Origin of the sequence: Paeniglutamicibacter terrestris (assembly GCF_012271785.1) — a bacterium.
Taxonomy (GTDB): Bacteria; Actinomycetota; Actinomycetes; order Actinomycetales; family Micrococcaceae; genus Paeniglutamicibacter; species Paeniglutamicibacter terrestris.
On sequence record NZ_JAAWVT010000003.1, the window covers coordinates 209,634 to 235,034 of the forward strand.

The window sequence follows — 25,401 nt, forward strand, 5'->3', positions numbered from 1 at the left end:
GAAGCGTTAATCCTGCCCAAACCCGGTAAAAGGGGCTAGCGTTGGGAATATGAGCAAAGACATCGAGGACTCAACCCTAGGGGAAGAAATCGTCCACCCCCATCATCATCTGACACACAACACCGATGAGCGTGAGGTGAGTGATAAGCAGCTCTCCAAGTGGAAGAGCGAAGGCGGGGCGCTCCCGGCAGACTATGACCCGGACGTTGACGAAGATGAACCTTCAGGCGAGTAGTTGAACCGTAAGATCTGAGGGACTGTCGGTTCCTTGGCCACCGCTTTGATGTGTCGAAGGTGTCCTTCGGGTGGGTATTGCCGTCTTTATAGGCGTCGCAGATAGCGTTCTGGCGCGTTCATGAAGGACCGCCAGTTGATCACCAGGTCAAGATCTTCCCAGTCGCTGGGCCGCAATCCCCATGGGCCAACCTCGTAGATGGTGGCACCGGGTAGGGAAGCGAGCAATGGTGAGTGCGTCGAGAGGATCACTTGTGAATTCCCCTCCGCCATCAGGTCCTTCAAAATGCCCAGCAACGCCAGACAGCCGGAGAAGGACAGCGCCGATTCGGGCTCGTCAAGCACCCATAAGCCGCCCTCGCGAAACCTATCGGTGATGAGCTCGAGGAATGACTCTCCGTGACTCATGGTGTGGAACGACAGATCCTGACGCCGCATCGAGGGATGATCTTCCAGGTAGGTGTAGAGGCCATGCATGGTCTCAGCGCGCAGGAAATATCCTCTGCGGCTCGCACCAACATTGCGCACCAGCTGCAGATGTTCCTCCAACCCCGATTCGGTGGCCCGAGTGCTGTGTTGGGCGCCGGTGGACCCGCCCTCGGGAGAGAGCCCGTAACCCAGCGCGATGGCTTCGATGAGGGTGGACTTCCCCGAACCGTTTTCGCCCACCAAGATGGTCGCGGCTCCGAAGTCCATGCCCTCCTCTAGCAGCTGGAGTACCGGCGGAAGCGTCTGGGGCCACTGGTTGCGGGGCGCGGGAGAAAGGTGATGCTCGGTGATGCGACGGATCGGCAGCTGAGAGAAGTTCATGGGTAAGCCACCGGGCTAGACACCGGTGACAGTGCCGTCATCGTCGATGGCGAAGGACGGGTTGTATACGAAGTCCCAGCGGAAGCCGTCGGGGTCGGCCACGCAGGCGCTGGTGCCGCCCCACGGTCGCTTGGTGGGTGCGGTGATCGAGGTGGCGCCGGCGGTGAGCGCTCGCGTGTAGAGTTCCTCAACTTCTTCGACGCTGGTGGTGTTGTGTCCCAGTGACAGCGGTGGGGCTAGCTCGCCGTGACCCACCTGTCCGTATTCGCTGGGCATAGATTCGACATTCCACAGTGCGAGCATGAGCCCGTAGCCGGACTGAACGAACACTATTTCGCCAGGAACATAGTTGATTTCGCGGAATCCTAGTCCGGTGACGTAGAAATCGCGTGAGCGCTGAACGCTACGTACGCCCAGAGTCAGGGCTGTGACTGCGGGGATCTGGGTGGATGTCATGGCCACAAGCATAGGCCCACGCCGAATCTAGGCGAGAGTAACCGCCAGCAAATTGTCGTAGATATGTTCTAGTCTCTCCTTGTATAGAACATATTTTCTAATAAAATGGTTGAGTGTATGGGTAGCTCCCGTGATCGCCGTGGCCCCTTAGTGGGTGTGTGTCGGCGGGAGGGCTGGGCTATGCGAAGGGAAAGTGGGGAGCGAATGGGAATCTTTACCCAGTCGATCGAGGTGGACTGCACGCCGGCAGGGGTGCCGATCCGCATGCGCTGGCAAGGTCGCGAGTACAGGTTGGCGGCCGAGCCGGTGCGCTGGTTTGAGCGACGCAAGTGGTGGAAAGAGGAATTGCGCGCCGAACGCGGACGTGGGCCAGGGCTGGTGGACTACGAGGTCTGGCAATTGCAGGTCAAGCTTGCCGGAGTGGGCCCCCTGCGTACCTTCGAGGTTTCCTGTCAGATCGACACGGGACGCTGGCGCATCATTCGTATGCCCGAGGCCTATAAGGAAAGCGCCTAAGTGAACGCCGGACGCCTAGCGTGCGTCAAACTCATATCCAAGCGCACTGGCCGTTGGTGAGGCGGGGTGCAAGGCTGGAGCCAAGCGCCCCGGTGACGAGGGCTGGATCGCAAACAAGGAAGTGTGCCAATGGACGAGGTATTTGATGTGGCAATCATCGGAATGGGTCCCGGGGGTGAGGTTGCTGCCGACCGGTTGCTCACTGGTGGTAAAAAGGTCATAGCGTTTGAGTCCGAACTCATTGGCGGAGAATGCGCCTATTGGGCTTGCATCCCCTCCAAGACGGTTCTGCGCGGTCCGGAGGTAAAGCTCGAAGCCGCTCGCACCGCTGGCGTCGGTGCGAGCGAGCTGAACTGGGAACAAGCCAGGGACTATCGCGACTATATGGCCCGGCACCTTGATGACAGCGCCCAGCTAGCAGGCTATATCCAGCGCGGGGCGCAGGTAGTTCGAGGAAGGGCGAGTATCACCGGCCCGGGACGCGTGCGGGCCAATGGGCAGGAGTATCTGGCCCACCACATCATTATTGCTACGGGAACCGAACCGGTGATACCGGATTTCCCGGGTGCAGGAGATATTACCGCGTGGAGTAATCGTGAGGTGTACACGCTCACGGAGCTGCCGACTTCGGTGACCATCGTGGGGGCAAGCGCGGTCGCTCTGGAGACCGCCAGTTTCCTCACCGGGTTCGGTGTTGAGGTGACCCTCATCAATAGAAGCGACAGGCTGCTGCGGCGTGAGGAGCCAGAAGTTTCGGCGCTCGCCGAAAAGTACGTGCGCGAGCTGGGGGTTACGGTACTGGCACACACCTCGGTGGTTAGCGGGAAGCGTGGGCACCTCGGGGAAAGTGAATTGGAGTTAAGTAATGGCACCAGCCTCAAGGTTGATGCTGTCATCTTCGCCACCGGACGCACGCCGCGCACCGACGGACTGGATGTGGCACGGGCGGGGGCGACCCTCGATGGCCAGGGGAACGTGCGCATTGATGAACACTGCTGGGCGGCCGAAGGACTCTGGGCGATTGGGGACGTTACCGGGGTTATGCCCTTCACCCATGTGGCCAAGTACCAGGGGCGCGTCGTTGCCGACTGCATCCTGGGCGCAGACCGGATCGCGAGTTACGACGGAATTCCACGCGTGGTGTTTGCCAACCCGGAAATCGCCGCCGTGGGGCTCACCCGTGAGCAGGCCGAAAGCCGCGGTATTAACGCCGTGAGTATCCATGTAAACCTGCCCGAGACGATCGCCCGGCCCTGGACCTACGAACAGGAACCCCGTGGGGACCTAGGCATCCTAGTGGACAGGCATCGTCGAGTACTTCTCGGGGCGTGGGCAGTTGCGCCACTAGCGGGGGAATGGATCCACCAGGCATCCCTGGCCATCAGGGGAGCGTTGTCCCTGGAGATCCTACGCGACAGTGTGCCGCAATTCCCTAGCTACAACGAGGCCTACCTCGTGGCCCTGGACCGGTTGGGCAGCGCCGAAGGGATCTAGCCGCACCGCCGGCTTCTTGCCGAAGGTCAGTCACGAGCTGCGGTTGATGCCGAGGTGATCGTGAGGTGACACTGGTTGGACCCGGCCCAACGGGGCCGGGTCCAATCGTGTTTCAGTCGGTCTCTAGTCGGTCTGCACGGTGAATACCGTGCTGCTTGAGAGACCGCGGTCGGTCAGCTTAGCCGTCAGGCGGTGAATGCCGCCCTGAGCATCGGCTGGCACACTGATGCGAGCGGTGGCTGTTTTGTTTTCGCCCGAGAGGATCCGGGGTACATTGCTTGACTCGAGAACCCATCCCGCGGGCAGGTCGAACTGCAGATCGGCCTTCGGAAGTGCCCGCCCGGTCTGGTTGGTGATTGAAACGCTGAGATCGACCGTGCTCCCGGCGGTGGCTGTGGTTGTCTCGACGTTCAGCGGTGCGGCGAGGCCTTCGAGCCAGGCAAGGTTGAAGGCGGCGTATCGGATGCCGCCGTAGCCTGCCTCGGGCTCGTAGAGCAGTCCGATGTTGCCGTTGGGCAGCGTGGCCAGCGTGGAATACGACATCCCCTCAGGTTGGAAGACCTTGGATGCCGGCCAAGTTTTCCCGTCGTCGAAGCTCATGCGGATGGTGCCGTTGACGCGTTGCCCGGGGAGGCTTGAGGCCGCGTTCGAGAACAGTAGGACCTTCGCCTTGGCGGAGCCTTCCCGCGCGTTGGGGTAGGCCCGAACGATGGAGGCATTGTTCGCGGGGTCCGGCAGTTCACGGTCGACGGTCACGGGGCCGTAGGTGATGCCGCCGTCCTCGGAGAAGGCTACTTTGCGGTACCCGCTGCGCTTTGAGTCGCGCGAGTTCAACATGACGCGGCCGTCGGAGAGCTCGACCGTCTTGTTCTCGTCCATGCCCACACCAACGGGCTCACCGGCCTGCCAATTCTTGCCGTGGTCGTCGGAGTAGACGGAGACCGCCTGGAAGTCGCCGGCACCGTTGATGATGGTGTATTGCTGGATCAGACGGCCGGCGTGCTCGCCGTACTTTAGCTGGATGCCTTGGCCGGAGGCGGCGAACCGGGAGCGCCAGCCCGGATCGGGGGTGATGTCGGAGGTGATGACATCATGTTCCCAGGTATGTCCGTTGTCCCGGGAGACACTGACCTCTGCTTGGATGACGTTGCGGTCGTTGGGGTCCGTCCCCGGCTGGGAGTTGCTGAACCCGCGGTCAAAGGACTTGACGTGGAAATTGAAGATATCGCCGGTCTCCCGGTCAACGATGTAGCTCGGATCGGAATACCCCACGATCGGGACTTCCACTTTGCCCTGTTGGATAGGTGTCTGTTCCTCCCACGTGATGCCCCCGTCGGTGGACCTGCGCTGCAGGATGGAGTTCGGGCCGGGAGAGTCTTTCGCCGTCGGTCGGCCGTCGTAGGAGGCGAGGATGTCGCCCTCATTGGTGACAGCCAGTGCCGTTATTCGGTAGTTCGCGAACCCGTTCTCACCGTTTGTCGCCAGTTGATGCTCGGTGTAGAACGGCTGGCCAGCCTGCGGCGGCTTGGCGTCGTAGTTGGGAAACCGATCGGAATTAGCCTGGGCGGGTACCGGCAGTGAAGCGATCAAGCCGATCGTAAGGGCCATGCTCGCGATGCCGGCTAGGCGGTTTCGCGCTTGTGACGGGGTAGTCATGCGTGTCCTTTCATAGGGGGAACATCTGTCCCCGGTCGATCACACGACGTGGGACGTCCTATGTGAAGGGCATCACAACTTTCGGGTTGGCGAGTGATCCTCAGGTGCTCACGTTCCTGTGCGCTAGGGGTCAGCCTGCGCCCCTTGCCCCAATTTGGCTGTAGGTGGGCATTCTCACCGCCGAGCTCTTGTTGCAGGTCAGTCCCGAAGTCCTCAGCCCTGCGTGCGAGGAAGTGGGGTTGATAGGTTCCAAGTACTTGATTCGAATACATATTCTAATATGATGGTCTTGAGCCCTCCACCGGGCCCGACGCCAACCTTAAGGGCGTCCTCCCGAAACCACCACGGCACCCGCCGCGCATACAAAACGGGTCGAAAAGGCGGAAGGCGAGGGGGAGAGATGAGCTTCACCCACCTGCATGTCTCCTCGGCATTTAGCGCCCACTACGGAGTCTCCTGGCCCAAGGACCTCGTTGCCGCAGCGATCGACGACGGGGCAGACGCCCTAGCGATCACCGACCGTGACGGACTCTACGGAAGCGTCAAACACCTCAAGGCCTGCATCGAAAACGGCATAGACCCCATCATCGGAGTTGACCTAGCCCTCTTAGAGCCAAGCACTGGTCCGGCCATCCACGGTAAAGCCAAGGAGCTGCGCACCGTTGGCCGCATCATCGCTCTGGCCAAGGGGCACAGCAACGGAGCCGGATATGCAGCCCTCTGCCACCTCATCACCGCGGCACATCAACTCACCACCAGTACGGGGGTGCACAAACCAAACATCGGCATTACCCGCGAGGAGCTTGCCACCTACGTGAAAGCGCCCAACGGGGAGGTGCTGCTCACCATCATGCTCGGAGCAGGATCCGACGTTGGTCTAGCCACCGGGCACCGCCAGTACAACCAGGCACGCACCTTATTACGCGACTGGCGCTCCTTGCTGGGAGTCGAGGCACTGCGGGTAGAGATCACCACACACCTGAGCAACCCAGGAGAGAAACTCAGCACTGCTCACGCCATCCGCATGCTGCGCTGTGCCATAACTGTAGGCATCGCCCCAGTACTAACCAACGCCGTGCGATATGCCGAACCCGATGGGGCAGCAACGGCAGATGTCCTGGACTCCGCACGGGCACTGAGCTCACTCTCAACCCTCAACGACATTCAACCCAACGGGCAAGGCTGGCTCAAACCCGCAGAACACATGCACCACCTCGCCACCGAGATCGCACGATCCGCCGCAGACACCTCCCTGGCACCCACCCTGCTGCGTAACACCGCCGCGCTCGCCGACTGGGCACGCCTTGACCCGGTGCCAGACACGGGATGGGGAAACCCCGTGGTCCCCGAGCCTCACATCATCGGCATCACCACGGATCCCAACACCGAGCTCGCCGCCCGCTCGGAGGCAGGCATTACCCGCCTGCTCCCGCACGAGACCAACAACCCCCTATTACGTGAGCGCCTCGAAGCCGAACTCTCCACCATCGCCGACCTCGGATTTGCCCCCTACTTCCTCACCGTCGCAGAAGTCAGCTCCATGATCACCGATATGGGGATACGCTCAGCAGCCCGCGGATCCGGCGCCTCCTCACTGGTGAACTACCTCATCGGCATCAGCCAGGTAAACCCCCTGACCCACGACCTACTCTTCGAACGCTTCCTCTCCCGCGACCGCGCCACCCTGCCCGACATCGACATCGACGTCGAATCCGCCAGACGCCACGAGATCTACCGCAAAATCTTCGACCGCTTCGGAGCCCAACGAGTCTCCCTCATGAGCATGCAAAATGGTTACCGCGCCAGGGGAGCCGTACGCGACGCCGGAACAGCCCTCGGCATGGAAGAAACCGACATCGATGTGATCGCCAAACAACTCTGGCGCTTCTCCGCCTCATCCTTCCGCGACGCCCTAGCCGAAAAACCAGAACTTGCCCCTTTCGCCGACCGCCTCGGCACCGAAAAACAACTCGACCTCCTCGTGGACCTCACCGAACGCCTCGACAGGCTACCGCGCCACATCTCCATGCACCCCTGCGGAGTCATCCTCTCCGATAACACCCTGCGCGACCGCACCCCCATGGAACCCAGTGGAATCACCCTGCCCATGAGCCAATTCGACAAACACGACATGGACCCCATGGGAATGCTCAAGCTCGATGTACTGGGGGTACGCATGCAATCGGCCATCACCTACTCCCTAGCCGAAATCGCCCGCATCCACCCCAGCGCACAAGCCGTCGCCACGGCAGGGGGACACCTCAGCGGTAAGCCCGCCTCCATCCCCGGCTACATCCAACCCAACGGAGCCATCGACCTGGCCCTGGTCCCACTGGATGATGAGCCCACCTTCGAACTCATCCGCTCCACCCACACCCTGGGCTGCTTCCAAATCGAATCACCCGGACAACGCGAACTCATCGGCAAACTCGCCCCCACCGAATTCAACGACCTCATCATCGATATCTCTCTCTTCCGCCCCGGACCCATGAAATCCAACATGGTCAAGCCCTACCTAGAAAACCGCCACGGCTTCGCACCCGAAAAATACCCCCACCCATCTCTAGCACCCGCGCTCGCCGAAACCCACGGGGTCACCGTCTTCCACGAGCAGGTGCTACGGATCTTTGACGTGATGACAGACTGCGGGCTGGCCAAGGCCGATGTTTACCGCCGACTGCTGGGTAACCCGAAGGCCGAGCCGGCGGTGGAGTCCCTTTTCCGCTCGAAGGCGCTGCGGCGCGGCTATTCGCTGGCGGTCATCGATGAGGTGTGGGGAACACTGTCCGCCTTCGGGTCCTTCGGTTTTTGTAAGGCCCATGGTGCTGCCTTTGCCGTGCCCACCTATCATTCGGCCTGGCTTAAGGCGCACCACCCCGAGGCCTTCTTGGCCGGGATCTGGGAACACGATCCGGGTATGTATCCCAAGCGGCTGCTGGTGGCCGAGGCCAGGCGGATGGGCATCAAGATTCTGCCATTGGACATCAACCGTTCCGCCCTGGGCTACAAGGTGGAAAAGCTTGACGGGCTGCTGCCTCCCGCGCAGCTTCCGGTGGTGCCACGCGCGGTGGGCGCCATGCCCCCGGGACGGTACGGGATCAGGCTCTCGCTGCGGGGTATCCGTTCGGTCTCCGAACGCGAGGTCACCCGGGTGGCGGCCGGGCAACCCTATGATTCGATCGCCGATGTACGAGCGCGCTCCGGGCTCACGCGCACCTCACTGAACCACTTTGCCGCACTCGGTGCCTTCGATTCCCTGCAGGCCGGCATTGGGCGGGGCAATCGTGCGGATTTGGTGGAGCACCTGCGCGCCGGCTCCAGCAAGCCCGTTGCCCAGCGTCATCGACCGATTCCCGGACAGCTGTCATTGCCGCTGGGGGATATTGACCTTTCCACCATGCTCATCGGGGCGGAGCAAACCTCGCTCGATGAGGTGGTGCGCACCGAACTTGATTTGATGTCTCTGGATGTCAGCGCGCACCTGATGGAATCCCATGCGACGCTCTTGGATGCTCTGGGTGTCTCTCGCGCCCAGGACCTGCTGGCGATGCGTAACGGCACCGAGGTCTTGGTGGCCGGGGTGCGGGTGGCTACCCAGACCCCGCCGATGCGCGGTGGGCGGCGGGTCGTGTTCATCTCGGTAGACGATGGAACCGGCTGTGTTGATGCAACGTTCTTCCACGAGGCGCAGCAGCGTTGTGGCCCGCTGCTCTTCTCCACCCGGTTGCTGCTCATCCACGGGCTCACCCGCCGCACCGGGCCCCGGGGCATCAGCCTGCAGGCCCTAGATGCTTGGGATCTCTCGGCCAAGTCCATGCTGCCGGCCCCGGGCTATCTGGCCGATCCCGCCCGGGCGCGCAATCAGAGCTTCGGTTCTTCCGCCTTGGACCCAGCGGCGAAGCGCTCGGCAGTGAGCCTGGCTCAACGGATGGCCGCCGAGGATCTGGACACCCGTGGCTACCTGGGCGCCTGAACGTGGCCGGGTCTCGTTGGTTAGGCTAGGCGTTCTCCATTGCGCAGGTGCTCGCGTAATCCAGGGAGTGCGAAACTCACTTCTCCGCGTCCGGCCGGCTCAATCAATCCGGCCTCGATAAGGCGGGCGCGATAGTTTGCTGCCAGCTGCAGGGAGGCCTTCATGCGCGTGGCCACCGCGGCGGTGCTGGAGGGTCCGCTGTCGAAGGACATGGCACGCAGGTAGTCCATGTCCCGGTCCGAGGCCTTGGAGATGGCCGGTCCGACAACCATGCGGATGTTTCGCTTTAAGGCCGCAGCAACGGCCTTCTGCGCCGATTCTCGGTCAACCGTGCCGTGCCCCCTTTCGGCTTCCTTCCACAGGAAGTAGCCGATCAGCTGGATGAGGAACGGGTAGCCGAAGGTCGCCTCGGCAGCTTCGTCTAGGAACCCGTCCGGAAGGTGGATCCCGGCCGCCGAGAATTGCCGCGCATAGGAGGCCCTGACATCCCGAACATCCACGGAGTGCAGGTCGATCTTGTCGGCTCGTCGAAGGAAGGTCGCCACGCCTTCGTTGAGGATGTCGGAAATCGCCGCCGGTAGGCCAGCGCAGACGAAGCTAATGGGCAGCCCGTCTCGTACCCAGTGTTGGATGACCGCGGCTAGCTGCAGTAATTCACTGCGGTCGGCGTCCTGGATTTCATCCAGCGTGATCAGTAGCCCGGTGCCGTTGTCGTCCAGGCGTTGCAGGAGCTTCGCCCCGAGATTACGGAATTCCACCTGACGCTCCCGCGGAAGCTGTGTGGTGACACCAAAGCCTGCGGCCGAGAACGCAAGAATTTTCCGCGGCGGTGGGCCCTCACCCAGCTCCTCATCAAGCAGGCGTGCTGAGTCGGCAATCCTTGCCAAGAAACCAGCAGTGGATGTCTCGGAGATGACTGCCCAGCCCTGTTCCTGGGCCAGACCCTGGGCCTCGTTGAGCATGACGGTCTTCCCGACTCCTCGGGCACCGGTGATGATGGTCAGCAAACCAAGGACGCCGGAGCGGATGCGCAGACCGTATTCGAACTCCTCCAGGGTGCCGTTGCGGTCGATCAGCTCCGGGGGAGTCCTGCCGAAGGTTGGCCGGAAGGGATTCTGCATCTCGGGCATCGGATCTCCTGTCGATGAAATGCTGTGAATAGTATTTATTCACACTTTACACATCTATTCACAGCACGACTGATCTGATCGGGTTTGAGGATGATCGGTACGGAAGATCGGGCAAGGCGATCGATTGCAAGAGAGCGCTCCTGTGAACGGGCGCAAGGGCATTCGTGTGGTAAGTAGGGTATGCGGGATGTCTCGGCCCTCGTGCTGAAGCCCGTGGCCGCAAATGCAGGAATGATCGCAACCCCTGCCAGCCAAACTCTAACTGCCCAAACTATTTCGACTTTGACAAGATCATTGACAGCAAGCGATTGGAAAGAAGTAGCGAAAAGAGCCTCCGCTGCCTCTTGCGTTTCTGCAGGACAAGCCGCAAGCGCCACGCCAGCGCTCAAGGCGGGCTCTTCAAATGTAGCCAAGCCTGCAAGCATCGTGACAACGCTTGCTAAAAAGCAGCCATCGCGGCGTTTCGATACAGTTCAAACAAGATACCCACGAAGATGCGACCATGCGCAAACAAGATCGCTAATTTCCTCGAAGAGCCAGGAAACTGGCAAGCAAGGGCCAATCACTAACGGCCTGGTTGCCCTAGGCGTCCCTTATGACGTCGCTCCGGGAGTCCCCACATGGGTTGTTGTCTTCGTCGGTGTCTAAGAGGTCCCAGCAAAGTTAGGATCTGATGAATAAACTGAACACCCCAGAAAAATTAGGTTTTGGGCTCTACCTAGCCACGGTGACTCTCGCAACCGGCCTGCCGTTACTTTTGGGATTTTTTACCCCACTATGGTTTTCCCAGCTCGGAAACCCCAGGCCCGGAATTCTGTTCTGGTCTCCGCTACTGACCGTTGTTTTCGTTCTGATAATTCTAATTTTGGGAGAAATTAGTGATCGGATCGTTCTAAAGGTCTTCAACAGCGCAAGCAAGATCGCCGTTCAGAGTCTGCAGACCCTTTTGACCTTTATCGTCATTCTTGGTTGCTATCGTCTTGTAATGACTTCTTACCGAGCAGCTCTGATAGCAGCGGTAACCGCAACCCTGGGATATTTGGTTCTATCTCCTGTCATTAACCGGTTGGAGAAGAAAGCGCCACGGAGCGAAGGCTAGAACAGTCGTTGGCTAGAACCCGATCCGGTTCTCTGAATGATTTAGTTAGATACATTTAGTAGGAATAGGGGACCCCGCAAGGAGGCACCCTATTAGTACTAAATTTTTAGTCCCGGCTGTTTGGCTTTCCTGCCGCTCGCGTGCTTGCTGGCGCTGGCTGAAAAGTGCTTTTAACCTTTCCTGACACCTTCGCTCAGGATGCGAACCTTGAAGCGGGGAACGTCACCGGCCAGTCCGAGACCCTCCCCGAATGGGGCTGATCCGTCCATCGTGGGGCGGCTCAACGGTGGGACTTTGGACCTATTGTCGATCGCTATACATGCGAGTAGCGTCCTATACATGAGTACAGCCCGTGAGGATCTGACCGGACGGGCCCGGCTGCGCGACGCCGCTATCGAGTGTTTCGCGGCGCACGGGTTTGACGAATCCCTGCGGGCCATTGCCGCCCGGGCAGGGGTCAGTGCCGGGTTGGTCCGCCACCACTTTGGGGCCAAGGAAGCGTTGCGCGCCGAATGCGACGCCACGGTGCTTGCTCGCTACCGTGCGCTGAAGAACGAAAGCCTCAATACCTCACCCCAGCAACTCTTCGCCCAATTCCCGTCCTCGCGCGACGGAGGGATCCTGTTGGTTTACATCCTGCGCTCGGTTCGTGAGGGCGGGGACGCCGGAAAGGACTTCATCGACCACATGGTTGCCGAGGCTCTGGAATTCTCCCGTGACGCAGTGGAGCGCGGAATCCTCGTTCCCAGCCGCAACGAGGAGGCGCGGGTGCGTTTCCTTATCCAGCAATCGATCGGCGCCATGGTGGTCAGTTTCGCGATGCACCCCGAGCTGCCGTTGGACGACTTTGGTGCGGTGATGGATCGCTACTACGCCGAGGCGATGTTGCCGACCCTCGAGCTGTACACCGAGGGGCTGTTCACCAGCCGGGAGTACCTCGATGAATATCTGAGCTTTATGGCCGGAACCAAGAACCCGCCCGCGGGCCGCGCGGGAGAAAACATGACGCGGTAGGGATGAAGATTATGTCCACCAACACCCAGGCCATCTCGGTGAACGACCTGCACAAGCATTTCGGACGCTCGATGGCCCTAGCTGGGCTGAATCTGCAGGTCGAGGCGGGTCAGGTCGCCGGTTTCCTCGGGCCCAACGGTTCGGGCAAGTCGACCACCATCCGTATCCTGCTCGGGCTGCTGCGCGCCGATTCGGGCAACGTGAAGATGCTCGGCGGGGACCCGTGGAACGATGCCGTTGCACTGCACCGACGCATCGCCTACGTCCCGGGCGAGGTCGCCCTGTGGCCTAACCTCACCGGTGGCCAAGCCATCGGCATCCTCTCATCCCTGCGCGGGGGTGTGGATACGGCCAAACGTGACAGCCTGCTAGAACGCTTTAATCTGGATCCCACCAAGAAGGCCCGCAGCTACTCCAAGGGCAACCGGCAGAAGGTCGCCCTGGTTGCTGCCCTGGCCTCGGATGCCGAGTTGCTGCTACTGGATGAACCGACATCCGGCCTTGATCCGCTGATGGAACAGGTCTTCACCGCCTGCATCCGCGAGGCCAAGGAGCAGGGCCGCTCGGTGCTGCTCTCCAGCCACATCTTCGCCGAGGTAGAAAAGCTCTGCGACACCGTCACCATCATTCGCGAGGGCGTCACCGTGGAGGCCGGGCGCCTGGATGACCTACGTCATCTGCACCGCACCACGATCACGGTGCTGCTGGCGTCAAACGCCTCCGCTCTTGGCACAGTTCCAGGCATCAACGACCTAGTCCTCGACGGGCCCAAAGCCACCTTTACCGTCGGTGCGGAAGACCTTGGCGAGGTGCTCGAGGCGCTGTCCAGGTACTCGCCGCGCTCTCTGGTTTCTGCTCCGCCATCGCTCGAGGACCTGTTCCTGCGTCACTACGGAGGGCTGCCGTTGGAGTCGGCAGCTACCACGTCTGGGCGGCACGCCCATGCACACGCGGGCGGTGCGCGATGAGCAGCGAAACAGCCCTGGGCACCGTGCGGGGGAGCTCCGCTTCCACCGACTCGCTGACCGGGGTCGGAATGGTCATGAGATTCATCCTGCGCCGCAACTGGCTGCGGCTGCTGATATGGGCGGCGGTGCTGGCGGTGATGATCCCGATCGTTTATGGCTCCCAGCAGGAGGCCTTCCCGACTCAGGCTGCGCGTGACGCCTACGCGCAGGTGGCCAACACCCCTGCCGTGGCGGCCATGACGGGCCTGCCCTATGCCGCAGGCTCGCTCGGTGGCATTCTGGTCATCAAGATCTGGATGACGTTGGCCGTTGCCTTGGGCTTCGCCTCGATCTTTCTGGTCACCCGCAACGGACGTGCCGACGAGGAAACCGGGCGGACCGAGTTGCTGCGTTCGGCCGCGCTAGGACGTTACGCCTACTCGGTGGCCAACTATCTGGTGGCAGGATCGTTGTCCGTGATCACCGGTTTGCTGGTGTCGCTGCTTTGTCTGACCTTGAAGCTGCCAACTGGCGGGTCCTGGATCATGGGCGCCTCCATCGCCGGCACCGGTCTGGCCTTTGTGGCGATTTCGGCGATCTGTGGCCAGCTGGCCACCACCAGCCGCGGAGCGAACTCGCTGGCTGTGGCGCTGCTGGCGCTTTTCTACTTCATTCGCGCGGGTGCAGACCTACAGGCCATCGGCACCGATCCGAGCGCGTTGAGCTGGTTCTCGCCCATTGGTTGGGCGCAGAACATGCGCTCCTTTGGCCAAGATAACTGGTGGCCGCTGCTGGCCCTGTTGGGGCTCGCGGTGTTTGGTTGCGCACTTGCGTTGCGCTTGGAAACCCGCAGGGACCTGGGCGCGGGCATCCTGCCCGAGCGCGGAGGTCCGGCAACCGCCTCGGCGTTGTTGGCCAACCCGCTGGGTTTGGTGCTGCGCCTGCAGCGTGGCTCGCTTCTGGGCTGGTTACTCGGGTCGCTGGTGGCGGGGCTGTTCTTCGGTTCCGTCGCCAGAGCCATGACAGCGGTGCTGGATCCGGAGAACCCGTTTGCGAAGTCCTTCGTGGGAACCGGACACAACCTGCTCGACGGGGTGATGGGCATCTTCGTGCTCTTTAACGGTCTGCTGGCCGGGGCGTTCGCCGTCCAAGCGCTGGCCGCGGCACGCAGCGAGGAGGAAAGCGGACGGTTGGAGAGCCAGCTGGCCGGATCCCTCTCGCGCGTTAGCTGGCTGTTTTCGCACGTCTTGGTGGCGGGGCTCGGTTCCGCAGTGATGCTGCTGCTCAGTGGCTACCTCACCGGGGTATCGTCCCAGGGGGCGGCAACCGGCGGGGCCATGGCCGCCGACTCTCTTGCATACTGGCCTGCGGTGCTGTTGATGCTCGGAGTGATGCTCTTTGGCCAGGGGTACTTCCCGCGGCACAGCACCGGCATCGCGTGGGCCGTCTACGGGTTCTCGGTCATGACCGCCATGTTCGGAGGATTACTGTCCCTGTCCACCGATGTCATCAAGGCCACCCCGTTCGGTGCGATCCCGCGGCTTCCGGCCGAGGACTTTGCGCCGCTGCCCCTGATAGTCCTGAGTCTCATCGCTCTAGTGTTGGCCGCACTCGGGTTCCGGCGCTTTCGGGCCAGAGACTTGATGCCCGAATAGCGCGGAGGTATGCGGCTGTAGCACCACCCTTTACAGTGGAATTGTTGTGGCAGTAGCGTGGGCGCCATGGACTGGAAACTTGAACTAGTGTTTGTCCCCGTGTCCGATGTGGACCGCGCCAAGGATTTCTACGTGAACAAGGTCGGTTTCAACGCCGACTACGATGAGCGGCCCAGCGAGTCGATCCGCTTCGTCCAGCTGACCCCACCGGGATCGGCCTGCTCCATCACCATCGGCGAAGGCCTGAATGACGCGGCCCCCGGGACGGCCCCGAGCCTGCAGATGGTGGTCAGCGACATCCACAAGGCCCACGACCAGCTCAAGGCCAACGGTGTGGAGGTCAGCGACGTTGATATTCAGCCGTGGGGGCACTTCGTGTACTTCGCGGATCCCGACGGCAACAAGTGGGCGGTGCAATACCTGCCGCAGCGCCCGAACGGCTAACCATCAAACCGGCAGTAAATTGCCGATCGACCGTCCTGGGTTGGATATAACCCGTCCAAAAGGCCATTTTCGGCAAAATATTGCCGAAAATGGCCTTTCAGTGGATCATGGGAGAAAAGAGCATCAAGATCGGCAGCATGTTGCCGGTGCGAGGAGTGGCATGGATACCGTATCGGCACTGGCGATGAGTATCCGCCGGGCGCGCAAGGATGCCGGGTTGACCCAAGGGGAGCTGGCCGACCTGGCAGAAGTCTCGGAGCGGACAGTTCGCGCGCTGGAGACAGCCACCGGCAATCCGTCCCTGCGCGCGCTGGCCTCCGTCCTGAATGTCTTGGGGCTCAAGCTGGGCGTCGGTCGATGACCCCGGATCTTCAGCGGCTCAGATTCATCGAGCGTGCCGACGTCTACAAAAACGGCGTCCACGCGGGGGAACTATCCCGGACGACTACCGGGGGCATCCGCTTCGACTATCTCGCCAGCTACCTTGCCGAAGGCCAGACGCCGGTGGCCTTCTCGCTGCCGCTGGATAATGCAGCTGTCCAGAGGCCCAACGGTGCCCTTCCCGCGTTTTTTGCGGGATTGCTTCCCGAGGGGCACCGCCTGACGGTGCTTAAGAATGCGACGAAGACCAGCTTCGACGACGAACTGACCTTGCTGATGGCCGTGGGGGCAGATGTCCCGGGCGATGTGCAGATCGTCCCCGCGGGTCAGATTCCTGCAGAACCCAAGGCACTGGCCGATACCTCGACACCGGAGGACCTGGACTTCGCCGTGCTGGCGAACTCGGTGGATCTACACGCACTTCCCGGGGTACAGGACAAGGCGAGCGCCTCGATGCTCACCACGCCGTTGGCGACGCGAGGCCAACACTATCTGCTCAAGCTGGACCCCGCACAGAACCCCCATCTGGTGGCCAATGAGGCAGCACATCTGGGTGGGGCAGGAAAGCTGAACCTCCCAGTGGTGCGCCACCGGATCATCCATGACAAGCACGGACTGGCCGGCCTGCTGGTCGAGCGGTTCGACCGCCGGCCGGAAGCCAATGGCCACTGGCAACGAATGGCCCTCGAGGACGGAACGCAGGTTATGGGTCTGCCCCCGGCCGCGAAGTACACCGTGGCGGCCGAAGACGTTGCTGTGGCCCTAGCCCGTTTGTGCCTTGCCCCGGTGGTGGCCAGCCGCAACCTGTACCTGCAATTCGCCTTTGCCTGGCTGACCGGCAATGGGGACCTCCATGCCAAGAACCTCTCCGTGCTGGGCAGACCCGGTGGTGGTTTCGAGATATCGCCGATGTACGACGTGCCGTGCACGCTGCTTTACGGTGATGACACCATGGCGCTTCCGATTGCCGGCAAAATAAAGAACCTCAAGGCTAGGCATTGGGCGGAATTTGCCGATGCCCTCGGCTTGCCGCCCCGGGCGGCAGCGTCGGCAAACCGGCTCGCTCTCAAGGCTGCGTCCTCGGTGGACCTAACCGCGCTGCCCTTCGAAGGATCAATGGTGCGCGGGGCGCAGCGGGAACTGCGCTTCCGCCGGCACGAAATGCAGGGATAAGCCCGCCCCGCGGCCCGACCTGTGCCAAGACTTAGGGCTTCACGGGATAACGGGAGGTGATAGCGATCCGGTTGAACATATTGATCGCTGCACTGAGCCATGAGACAGCCGAGATCTGTTCATTGGTGAGCACCGCGGAGGCCATGGTGTAAACACCGCGGGGGACGTGGTCTACCGACACCAGCGTGATTGATTCGCACAGGGCCAATGCCGCGCGTTCCACGGCGGAGAAATATTCCGAGTCTGCCCAGGCGGCGACCACCGAGAGTCGGTCCGTGCTTTCGCCGAGCTTCAGCGCATCGCGGGTGTGCATGCGCAGACAATAGGAGCAGCCATTAAGCTGCGAGGCACGGATCTTGAGTAGCTCACGCAGCTTGGGATCGATTCCCGCCGCGTCGGCGGCAGCACTTGCTGCTTCATTCATGGCCAAGAGAGCTGTGTAGGCCGTCGGATCGGATTTGCTGAGATTCACACGGGTTTCCATGGCTTGATGCTAGCCCGGGTTGATGACAAGCAACAGGGGGTGAAGAAATAGCTCGAGGGCCACCAAGCCACGCTTATACAGTTGGGTCAGGCCATCCGGCATCGACCGGTCTTCGCGATCTTCTCCAAGCTGGGCTGCGAGCCATCCGGGGGCGATTATTAACGAGTACAGGCGGTGCTCACGTACCTGCGTGCGCGCGTAGCGAGCATTCGTAGCGCCTTCGGCTACCCAGTGCGTTCTGCCACACGAGGAGCGCTGGTTTTGCGTCAGGGGCACGATGATGAGCCGAAGTCGCGATGACTTGCGCGAATTTGGATTGGTTGACACCCTCGGACGTCGGTTAAGCTTGGTCTTGGCTGGCTGTGGTCTCCGTATGCCACAAGCTATGAAGCCAAACAACGAAACGAGGAACCGTAGTGCTTGAGCAAATCACACTGACCGTCGATGGAGTCCAACGCGAGGTGAATGCCGGCACTACCGGGGCCGAGCTGTACTTTGATGACCGCGAGGTTGTCGTCATGCACGTTGATGGTGTGCTGCGCGATTTGGCCCGCCCGCTGGAAGCCGGAACCGCCGTTGAGCGTGTCACCATTGATTCCCCGGCCGGACTTGAGGTCCTGCGCCACTCCACCGCGCACGTGATGGCCCAAGCTGTTCAGCAGCTGCGCCCGGATGCCAAGCTGGGCATCGGCCCGTACATCACCGATGGTTTCTACTTCGACTTCGATGTTGCCGAGCCGTTCACTCCCGAGGATCTGAAGACCCTTGAGAAGATGATGCTCAAGATCGTGAACCAGAACCAGAAGTTCGCCCGCCGCGTTGTCACCGAGGACGAGGCCCGCGAGGCCATGGCCAACGAGCCCTACAAGCTGGAACTGCTGAACAAGGCCAACGAGGCCGATTCGGCAGGTGAAGGCGTGAACGTTGAGGTCGGCGCCGGCGAGATCACCATCTACGACAATGTTGATCGCAAGTCGGGCGACTCGGTGTGGTGCGATCTGTGCCGCGGCCCGCACCTGCCCAATACCAAGCTGATCTCCAACGCCTTCGCGCTGACCCGTACCTCGGCCGCTTACTGGCTGGGCAACCAGGATAACCAGCAGCTGCAGCGCATCTACGGAACCGCATGGCCGACCAAGGCCGATTTGAAGGCCTACCAGGAACGAATTGCCGAGGCCGAGCGTCGCGACCACCGCAAGCTCGGTGTCGAACTTGACCTCTTCTCCTTCCCGGACGAGTTGGGCTCCGGCCTGCCGGTATTTCACCCGCGCGGCGGAATCATCCGCAAGGAAATGGAAGACTACTCGCGGGCACGCCATGTGGAAGCCGGTTACGAGTTCGTCTACACCCCGCACATCACCAAGGGCCACCTCTACGAGGTCTCCGGCCACCTGGACTGGTACCGCGATGGCATGTTCCCGCCGATGCATGTGGACGCCGAGCTGAACGAGGACGGCACGGTGCGCAAGCCCGGCCAGGACTACTACCTCAAGCCGATGAACTGCCCGATGCACAACCTGATCTTCCGCTCCCGCGGACGCTCCTACCGCGAACTGCCACTGCGCCTGTTCGAATTCGGTTCGGTCTACCGCTACGAGAAGTCGGGTGTGGTCCACGGGCTGACCCGCGTGCGCGGCATGACTCAGGACGACGCCCACATTTACTGCACCAAGGACCAGATGAAGGATGAGCTCACCGAGACGCTGAACTTCGTCTTGGGGCTGCTCAAGGACTACGGCCTTGATGACTTCTACCTGGAGCTCTCCACCAAGAACCCAGAGAAGTTTGTCGGCGATGACGACATCTGGGAAGAAGCAACCCGCACCCTGTCGGAGGTAGCAGAGGCCTCGGGCCTTCAGCTGGTTCCGGATCCAGGAGGCGCCGCTTTCTACGGTCCGAAGATCTCCGTGCAGGCCAAGGATGCACTCGGTCGCACCTGGCAGATGTCCACCATCCAGTTGGACTTCAACCTGCCCGAGCGTTTTGAGCTCGAATTCCAGGCAGCCGATGGCACCCGCCAGCGCCCGGTCATGATCCACCGTGCACTCTTCGGTTCGGTCGAACGCTTCATGGGTGTGCTCACCGAGCACTACGCCGGCGCCTTCCCGGCCTGGCTTTCCCCGGTTCAGGTCGTGGGTATCCCGGTCGCCGAGGCGTTCAACGAGTACATGTTTGATGTCATTGACAAGCTCAAGGCCGCGGGCATCCGCGCCGAAGCCGACATCTCCTCGGATCGCTTCCCGAAGAAGATCCGCACCGCGTCGAAGGACAAGATCCCGTTTGTGCTCATCGCCGGTGGCGACGATGCAGAGGCTGGAGCGGTGTCCTTCCGCTTCCGCGATGGCAGCACCGATAATGGCGTGCCGGTCGACGAAGCGGTAGCCCGCATCGTTGCCGCCGTGAAGAACCGGGAAGCCTAGGCACATGGGGGAGTCCACGAACATGCGCGAAGCGCGGAATTCGGCCGGAGTGCGCCAGGGGTCATCCGACGCCGAGATCACCGACGACTTTGAAATCGCCGGTGTCCCGGATTCGTTCCAACGCCTGTGGACTCCCTACCGGATGGCCTACATCAAGGCCGGCCAGGGGCAAGTCAAAGACGAGGAATCCTGCCCATTCTGTACCGGTCCCAACCGTAGTGATGAGGATTCGCTGATCGTGCACCGCGGTAAAACCGCGTACGTCATCCTTAACCTTTTCCCCTACAACCCGGGCCACTTGCTGATTTGCCCCTACCGTCATGTTCCGGACTACACGGACATCACCGAGGAGGAAACCGCGGAAATGGCGGCATTGGCCCAAAAGTCGATGCGGGTCCTTCGTGCGGTATCGCGTCCCACCGGTTTCAACTTGGGCATGAATCAGGGTGTCACCGGGGGAGCCGGCATTGCTGCGCACCTTCACCAACATGTGGTTCCGCGCTGGGCCGGTGATGGGAACTTCTTCCCGATTATCGCGGAGACCAAGGCCATTCCGGCGACTCTGGGTGATATTCACACGGATCTGGTTGCCGGTTGGTTGGACATCGACTAAGGCTTCAAAGAAATATCTGAGTAAAGACCGTCGTGCATCTGCACGGCGGTCTTTACCGTTTTAAGGCCAAGGGTCGCAGATCACGAGGGAAATGAGCTGGTATGGCGTCCGGTCACTTGACCCGGGACCTCGTGGTGCAACCAAGGGGCGGAGTTCCGCCGATACGTTCCTGGCTCTTGGGAGCGTGCCATCCGGTGCGATCTTCGCAGAGGGAAAAGTTGCGGAGAATGCCTCTTTCCGATCTTTGCCCAAAACCCTATGATTCTGCGGTATTGGCTGCTTTGCTTGGAGGTGCATCCCTCCAATTCATAGATGTTTTATCCACTAGTATTGGATTGTGACGACATGACCTACGTCTTTGTTACGTCCGCACCCTACGATGATCGCGTAATGCTCAGCTTTTTGAAAGGAAACCAAGGTGTCTGAAAACGAAGGCGTCTCGACCCCGACCACTACCCTCGGCAGCGACCGCGTCAAGCGTGGCATGGCAGAAATGCTTAAGGGCGGCGTCATCATGGATGTCGTCACCGCCGAACAGGCCAAAATTGCCGAAGACGCCGGGGCCGTAGCAGTGATGGCACTCGAGCGCGTTCCGGCCGACATTCGCGCCGAGGGCGGCGTCTCGCGCGCCAGTGACCCGGACATGATTGACAGCATCATCGCAGCCGTTTCCATTCCGGTCATGGCCAAGGCCCGCATCGGTCACTTCGTTGAAGCTCAGATCCTTCAGTCCTTGGGTGTTGACTACATCGATGAGTCCGAGGTCCTTTCCCCGGCCGACTACGAACACCACATCGACAAGTGGCCGTTCAAGGTTCCCTTCGTCTGTGGTGCAACCAACCTGGGTGAAGCACTGCGCCGCATTAACGAGGGTGCTGCCATGATTCGTTCCAAGGGTGAAGCCGGAACCGGCGACGTTTCCAACGCCACCGGTCACATGCGCAAGATTCGCGCGGAGATCGCCAAGCTGGCGGCTCTGCCCAAGGATGAGCTCTACGTGGCCGCCAAGGAACTTCAGGCCCCGTACGAACTGGTCAAGGAGATCGCGGCTACCGGCAAGCTCCCGGTAGTCCTCTTCACCGCCGGTGGTATCGCTACCCCGGCCGATGCAGCCATGATGATGCAGCTGGGTGCCGATGGTGTATTCGTTGGCTCGGGTATCTTCAAGTCCGGCAACCCGGCACAGCGTGCCGCCGCCGTCGTGAAGGCCACCACGTTCTACAACGACCCTGACGAGTTGGCTAAGATCTCGCGCGGCCTGGGCGAGGCCATGGTTGGCATCAACGTTGCCGACATCCCGGCACCGCACCGTCTGGCCGAGCGCGGCTGGTAACACCCATATCGCATGATCTAACGCCCGCTGGCATGAGAGCCAGCGGGCGTTATTTTTTGCACTACAAAGTGCTGCGAGCGGTCACTAGACTGGCGGCATGGGACAAATCATCTTCGACGCAGCAGTCACATTAAACGGCTACTTAGCCGACGTGAACCACTCACTACAATGGCTGTTCGACGTCCCCGGTGACGGCGATCCGGACCCTACGCTGCTGCCCGACGATGTGAGCCTGCACGTCGAAGGGGCCAATACGTACCTGTGGATATTGGAGCATGAAAATCTGCTGGCCCAACCAGCCAGGTGGCAGAGGCTCTACGGAGATATTCCGACATACGTGTTTACGAACCGCCAGCTGCCCATTCCCGCCGGCGCCGACGTGCGCTTCGTTAGGGGAGAGGTCGCAGAATTGCTCCCGGAACTGCGCGAAGCTGCGGCCGAGGGGAACATCTGGGTGCTTGGTGGTGGGGAGCTGCTGGGACAGTTCCTCGACATCAATGCGTTAGACAGGTTCGCGTTGACGATCGCCCCGGCCGCGTTATCCGGCGGAGCACCACTGCTGCCGCGCACCATTGGCAGCGATCGACTAGAACTAAGCGAAGCACGCCAAGTCGGCCCGTTCGCGCGGCTCATCTACCGGGTGAAACCCGGCCCGGTCGCGACGTGAAGCTAAGGACGTCATCAGTTGTAGGGGAACCCGGTTCTCAACACGCGGTCCCGCTACTATCGGGTGTTTTAGCGCAGCAGCATGTGCCTGCCGCGGCCCAACAGTCGCATTCCGTTGGCCTCAAAGAACTTGGCGGAGCGCGGGGAAGCCGCGGCAATCAGCTCAACCTGGCCGGGTTGTTCCAGGCCCAGGGGATTGACCATGCCACGCGCCAAACCGTAGAGCAACGCCGAACCAACGCCGCTGCGCTGGTATTCGGGGGAGACGGCCAAGCCATGGATCGCCAATTGCCCACCGAGCGCTTGCTGAGCAAACGCGCGACCCACGAGATCACCCTCAAGAGTACGGGCCGTGGCTTGTTCAACGCGGCGTAGTGCCGGATGTCCGGCGCTGAGGCCCGCCGAAGCGGGGTCACGCCAAAGATTGGCCACCTTCAACTCCGCGGCATCGGCGCCGGTGGCCTCGGGAATATCCGAACCCAAGCGCACTCGACCGTCCCACGGTTCTGCGGGACTGACCAGTTCGCCGGCATGCCACGAGATCTGGGCGGCATCAGTAAACCCTGCCGCCTCGAGCGGCCCGGAGGGCGCACCGGAATTAACCCACGCATCCACCCGCCGAGCACCTAACCGTGTGCCCTCGGCAAGCCCGGGACGAAGCCCGGCTTCTTGCGCGTGAGCCGGAAAAAGTAGGACCAATCGGGCGCGGGCCGGTTGCCATGCCCACGAACAGCCATGGGTGGTGAAGACTTTACCGCCGGTGGCGATGGCCAGGGCCTGGTGCCAATGCGAGAGCGCATCTTGAGCAAAGCTGATGGTGGTCACGCTTGCTTGCCCTTTGTTAGTCCACGGCGAACCAGCAGCGGTTCGATGAGTGCAGCTCGGCCCCGGAAGATCTCATACGATTCCAAGGGATCACGCGTATTGCCGCGTGAAAGTAATTCGGTGCGGAATCGTTCCCCATTTTCCCTAGTAGCTCCGCCGTTTTCGGTGAACCACTGGACGGTATCGGCATCCAGTACTTCGGACCAGATATAGGAGTAGTATCCGGCCGAGTAACCGCCATCAAAGATGTGCTTGAAGTAGCCGGTGCGATATCGCGATGGAACCAAATCGGGGATCAGCCCGGCTTCGGTAAGTACCTGCTCTTCGAAGGCCAGCGGGTCGCTGATCAACTCACCCTCGGTGAGTGAATGCCAGGCCAGATCCAAGACCGCTGCGGACAGGTACTCGGTGGTGGCAAAGCCCTCGCCCCATAACGCCGAAGCCTCAAGCGTTTGAACCGTACCTTCTGGCAGCGGAGCCCCCGTTTCGGTGTGCACGGCATAACCGGGCAACACCGCAGGATGCAGCGCCCACATTTCATTAACCTGCGAGGGATACTCGACAAAATCGCGCGGGACGCTCGTGCCGGATAGTGATGGGTACACGCCATTGGAGAAGAGACCATGCAGGGCATGGCCAAATTCATGGAACAGCGTAGTAACTTCATCCAGGCTCACCAAGGCGGGGGAGTCTGTCGCTGGTGCCGGAATATTCAGGGTGTTGGTGACCACGGGAAGTTCGCCAAGCAGCGAAGATGACTCGCGGATCGAATTCATCCAGGCGCCACCGGCTTTGGTGGGGCGGGCGAAGTAGTCGCCGAGAAATAGGCCGAGGGTGGTTCCGTCTTCGTTGAACACCTCCCAGATGCGCACCTGTGGGTGGTAACGCGGCAGATCAAAACGCTCGCTAAAGGTAATTCCGTACAGTCGAGTGGCTGCGGCAAAAACGCCGTTGGTGATCACCGCGTCAAGTTCGAAGTACTCACGCAGCGCCGCGGTATCCAGCGTGTAGCGTTCGCGCGCCACGGCTGCTGAGTAGAAGGCCCAGTCCCAGGGCTGGATGCTGGATTCGGAAATCTTTTCCAACTCGGCTGCTTCGGCCCGAGCATTGGCCACGGCCGGAACAACGAGCTCAACCAGACGCTGAGAGACCGCGGTCAGATCGGGTGCTGTTGCACCCTGCAGGACGACTTCTGCGTGGGTAGCAAATCCGAGCAGCCCCGCACGCTTGGAGCGCAACGATGCCATCTGCGCGCCCAATTCCAGGGTGCGGTTCTCACCATGCTGGCCACGGTTCACCGAGGCTTCGAAGAGCCGGCGGCGGGTGGCAGAAACCGTCAGTCGCTGCAATAACGGCTGGCCGGTGGGCAGCACCAGCGTCAGCAGATAGCCGCCGTCATGGCCGGCCTTTCTGGCAGCATCGGCAGCTGAGGCTAATTCGTTTGCGCTGAGGCCATCCAGTTCTGCAGCGTCGGTGAAGTGCACCGCCGCCTCATTCATGGCACCGAGTAACTTCGCCGAATACTCCGAAGAGAGGTCGGTGATTTGGCTGTTCAGTGCGCGCAGTTCCGCCTTGTTAGTCGGGTCAAGTTCGGCGCCGGCAGCACGGAATCGGCGTAGCGTTTCGGATACCAAGCGGGCGTCTTCGCCCGAAAGGGTCGTGGCGTCCAGTGATACCAAGCGGGAAAAGAGTGCGTCGTCAAGGTGGATTGCGTCCTGATGATCCGAAACCATGGACTGGATCTGCGGGTCAAACTCGCGCAGATCGTCGGTGCCGTGGGCGGAGAAGACCGTCCAGTACGCCATGATGGACCGGCGCAGCATCGCACCGCTGCGTTCCATGGCTACAAAGGTATTCTCGAAGGTCACGTCATCGACATTGTGTGCGATGGCCCGAAGCTCGAGGAGCTGGATCTGAATGCCATGACCAATGGCTTCCAGATAGTGAGGTGTCTCGATGGCCGAATAATCTGGGAATTCAAACGGCAAAGTGCTTGGTTCAAGCAACGGATTAGGCATGTCCTTAACCCTGTCATATGCCCGGGGAACTGGAGGTTTCCCGCGCCGAAATTCGGCCAG

Annotated in this window: 23 protein-coding genes; 15 read left to right on the top strand and 8 right to left on the bottom strand. The window is 61.3% G+C overall.

All coding sequences use genetic code 11. From position 1 onward, the window contains the following. Positions 1-49: 49 nt before the first annotated feature. On the top strand, positions 50-235 hold the full coding sequence (locus HED64_RS08740; RefSeq protein WP_168151649.1) for a hypothetical protein: 186 nt from the start codon (positions 50-52) through the stop codon (positions 233-235). An 86-nt stretch (positions 236-321) separates the two neighbouring features. On the opposite strand, the gene HED64_RS08745 is transcribed toward HED64_RS08740, so the two are convergent. Further along, the gene (locus HED64_RS08745; RefSeq protein WP_168151650.1) at positions 322-1,044 is read right to left on the bottom strand and encodes an AAA family ATPase; all 723 of its coding nucleotides are present in this window, start codon (positions 1,042-1,044) and stop codon (positions 322-324) included. A gap of 15 nt (positions 1,045-1,059) precedes the next feature. Further along, positions 1,060-1,500 (bottom strand): VOC family protein, encoded by a 441-nt coding sequence (locus HED64_RS08750; protein ID WP_168151651.1) that lies wholly within the window; start codon positions 1,498-1,500, stop codon positions 1,060-1,062. A 204-nt stretch (positions 1,501-1,704) separates the two neighbouring features. On the opposite strand from HED64_RS08750, the gene HED64_RS08755 reads away from it, so the two are divergent. Both HED64_RS08755 and HED64_RS08760 read left to right on the top strand, forming a co-directional pair. Continuing rightward, on the top strand, positions 1,705-2,016 hold the full coding sequence (locus HED64_RS08755) for a hypothetical protein (RefSeq protein ID WP_168151652.1): 312 nt from the start codon (positions 1,705-1,707) through the stop codon (positions 2,014-2,016). A 129-nt stretch (positions 2,017-2,145) separates the two neighbouring features. After that, positions 2,146-3,510: a dihydrolipoyl dehydrogenase family protein gene (locus tag HED64_RS08760; RefSeq protein ID WP_168151653.1), complete on the top strand. Its 1,365-nt coding sequence runs from the start codon at positions 2,146-2,148 to the stop codon at positions 3,508-3,510. Positions 3,511-3,633: 123 nt separating this feature from the next. On the opposite strand, the gene HED64_RS08765 is transcribed toward HED64_RS08760, so the two are convergent. Next, complete coding sequence (locus tag HED64_RS08765) at positions 3,634-5,166, bottom strand: sialidase family protein (protein ID WP_168151654.1); 1,533 nt, start codon at positions 5,164-5,166, stop codon at positions 3,634-3,636. 400 nt (positions 5,167-5,566) lie between these two features. On the opposite strand from HED64_RS08765, the gene HED64_RS08770 reads away from it, so the two are divergent. After that, complete coding sequence (locus HED64_RS08770) at positions 5,567-9,139, top strand: DNA polymerase III subunit alpha (protein ID WP_168151655.1); 3,573 nt, start codon at positions 5,567-5,569, stop codon at positions 9,137-9,139. Positions 9,140-9,159: 20 nt separating this feature from the next. On the opposite strand, the gene HED64_RS08775 is transcribed toward HED64_RS08770, so the two are convergent. Further along, complete coding sequence (locus HED64_RS08775; RefSeq protein WP_245325832.1) at positions 9,160-10,269, bottom strand: ATP-binding protein; 1,110 nt, start codon at positions 10,267-10,269, stop codon at positions 9,160-9,162. A gap of 673 nt (positions 10,270-10,942) precedes the next feature. Here HED64_RS08775 and HED64_RS08780 point away from each other — a divergent pair. The 7 genes from HED64_RS08780 to HED64_RS08810 all read left to right on the top strand — a co-directional run bounded on the left by HED64_RS08780 (position 10,943) and on the right by HED64_RS08810 (position 16,982). Next, positions 10,943-11,368, top strand: coding sequence for a hypothetical protein (locus HED64_RS08780; RefSeq protein ID WP_168151656.1), 426 nt, complete (start codon positions 10,943-10,945; stop codon positions 11,366-11,368). A 339-nt stretch (positions 11,369-11,707) separates the two neighbouring features. After that, entirely contained in the window at positions 11,708-12,382 is a 675-nt protein-coding gene (locus tag HED64_RS08785; protein ID WP_168151657.1) for a TetR/AcrR family transcriptional regulator, read from the top strand. An 11-nt stretch (positions 12,383-12,393) separates the two neighbouring features. Next, positions 12,394-13,350, top strand: a complete 957-nt coding sequence (locus HED64_RS08790; protein ID WP_168151658.1) for an ABC transporter ATP-binding protein — start codon at positions 12,394-12,396, stop codon at positions 13,348-13,350. Continuing rightward, on the top strand, positions 13,347-14,984 hold the full coding sequence (locus HED64_RS08795) for an ABC transporter permease (protein WP_168151659.1): 1,638 nt from the start codon (positions 13,347-13,349) through the stop codon (positions 14,982-14,984). Before HED64_RS08790 ends, HED64_RS08795 begins: the two co-directional genes overlap by 4 nt. 66 nt (positions 14,985-15,050) lie before the next feature. After that, complete coding sequence (locus HED64_RS08800) at positions 15,051-15,428, top strand: glyoxalase superfamily protein (RefSeq protein WP_132363618.1); 378 nt, start codon at positions 15,051-15,053, stop codon at positions 15,426-15,428. A gap of 160 nt (positions 15,429-15,588) precedes the next feature. After that, positions 15,589-15,789 carry a helix-turn-helix transcriptional regulator gene (locus tag HED64_RS08805; protein WP_168151660.1) on the top strand — a complete coding sequence of 67 codons (201 nt, stop codon included), beginning with the start codon at positions 15,589-15,591 and terminating at the stop codon, positions 15,787-15,789. Continuing rightward, a complete protein-coding gene (locus tag HED64_RS08810) occupies positions 15,786-16,982 on the top strand; it encodes a type II toxin-antitoxin system HipA family toxin (RefSeq protein WP_168151661.1) in 1,197 nt (398 codons plus the stop codon). Before HED64_RS08805 ends, HED64_RS08810 begins: the two co-directional genes overlap by 4 nt. A 31-nt stretch (positions 16,983-17,013) precedes the next feature. Here HED64_RS08810 and HED64_RS08815 read toward each other — a convergent pair whose 3' ends face one another. Together HED64_RS08815 and HED64_RS08820 are read right to left on the bottom strand one after the other, a co-directional pair. Further along, a complete protein-coding gene (locus HED64_RS08815) occupies positions 17,014-17,454 on the bottom strand; it encodes a carboxymuconolactone decarboxylase family protein (RefSeq protein ID WP_342590684.1) in 441 nt (146 codons plus the stop codon). A 21-nt stretch (positions 17,455-17,475) separates the two neighbouring features. Beyond that, entirely contained in the window at positions 17,476-17,742 is a 267-nt protein-coding gene (locus HED64_RS08820) for a hypothetical protein (RefSeq protein ID WP_168151663.1), read from the bottom strand. Positions 17,743-17,882: 140 nt separating this feature from the next. Between HED64_RS08820 and thrS the strand changes: the two genes are divergently transcribed. The 4 genes from thrS (at position 17,883) to HED64_RS08840 (ending at position 22,499) form a co-directional block, all read left to right on the top strand. Beyond that, a complete protein-coding gene (gene thrS / locus HED64_RS08825) occupies positions 17,883-19,886 on the top strand; it encodes a threonine--tRNA ligase (RefSeq protein ID WP_168151664.1) in 2,004 nt (667 codons plus the stop codon). Between the two features lie 22 nt (positions 19,887-19,908). Then, on the top strand, positions 19,909-20,499 hold the full coding sequence (locus HED64_RS08830) for an HIT family protein (RefSeq protein ID WP_168151799.1): 591 nt from the start codon (positions 19,909-19,911) through the stop codon (positions 20,497-20,499). A gap of 418 nt (positions 20,500-20,917) precedes the next feature. Next, the gene (gene pdxS / locus HED64_RS08835) at positions 20,918-21,832 is read left to right on the top strand and encodes a pyridoxal 5'-phosphate synthase lyase subunit PdxS (protein WP_132363628.1); all 915 of its coding nucleotides are present in this window, start codon (positions 20,918-20,920) and stop codon (positions 21,830-21,832) included. Positions 21,833-21,929: 97 nt separating this feature from the next. After that, positions 21,930-22,499: a dihydrofolate reductase family protein gene (locus HED64_RS08840; RefSeq protein ID WP_168151665.1), complete on the top strand. Its 570-nt coding sequence runs from the start codon at positions 21,930-21,932 to the stop codon at positions 22,497-22,499. A 68-nt stretch (positions 22,500-22,567) separates the two neighbouring features. On the opposite strand, the gene HED64_RS08845 is transcribed toward HED64_RS08840, so the two are convergent. After that, entirely contained in the window at positions 22,568-23,323 is a 756-nt protein-coding gene (locus HED64_RS08845; protein WP_168151666.1) for a GNAT family N-acetyltransferase, read from the bottom strand. Continuing rightward, a complete protein-coding gene (locus HED64_RS08850) occupies positions 23,320-25,341 on the bottom strand; it encodes a M3 family metallopeptidase (RefSeq protein ID WP_168151667.1) in 2,022 nt (673 codons plus the stop codon). Before HED64_RS08850 ends, HED64_RS08845 begins: the two co-directional genes overlap by 4 nt. Positions 25,342-25,401 lie beyond the last annotated feature (60 nt).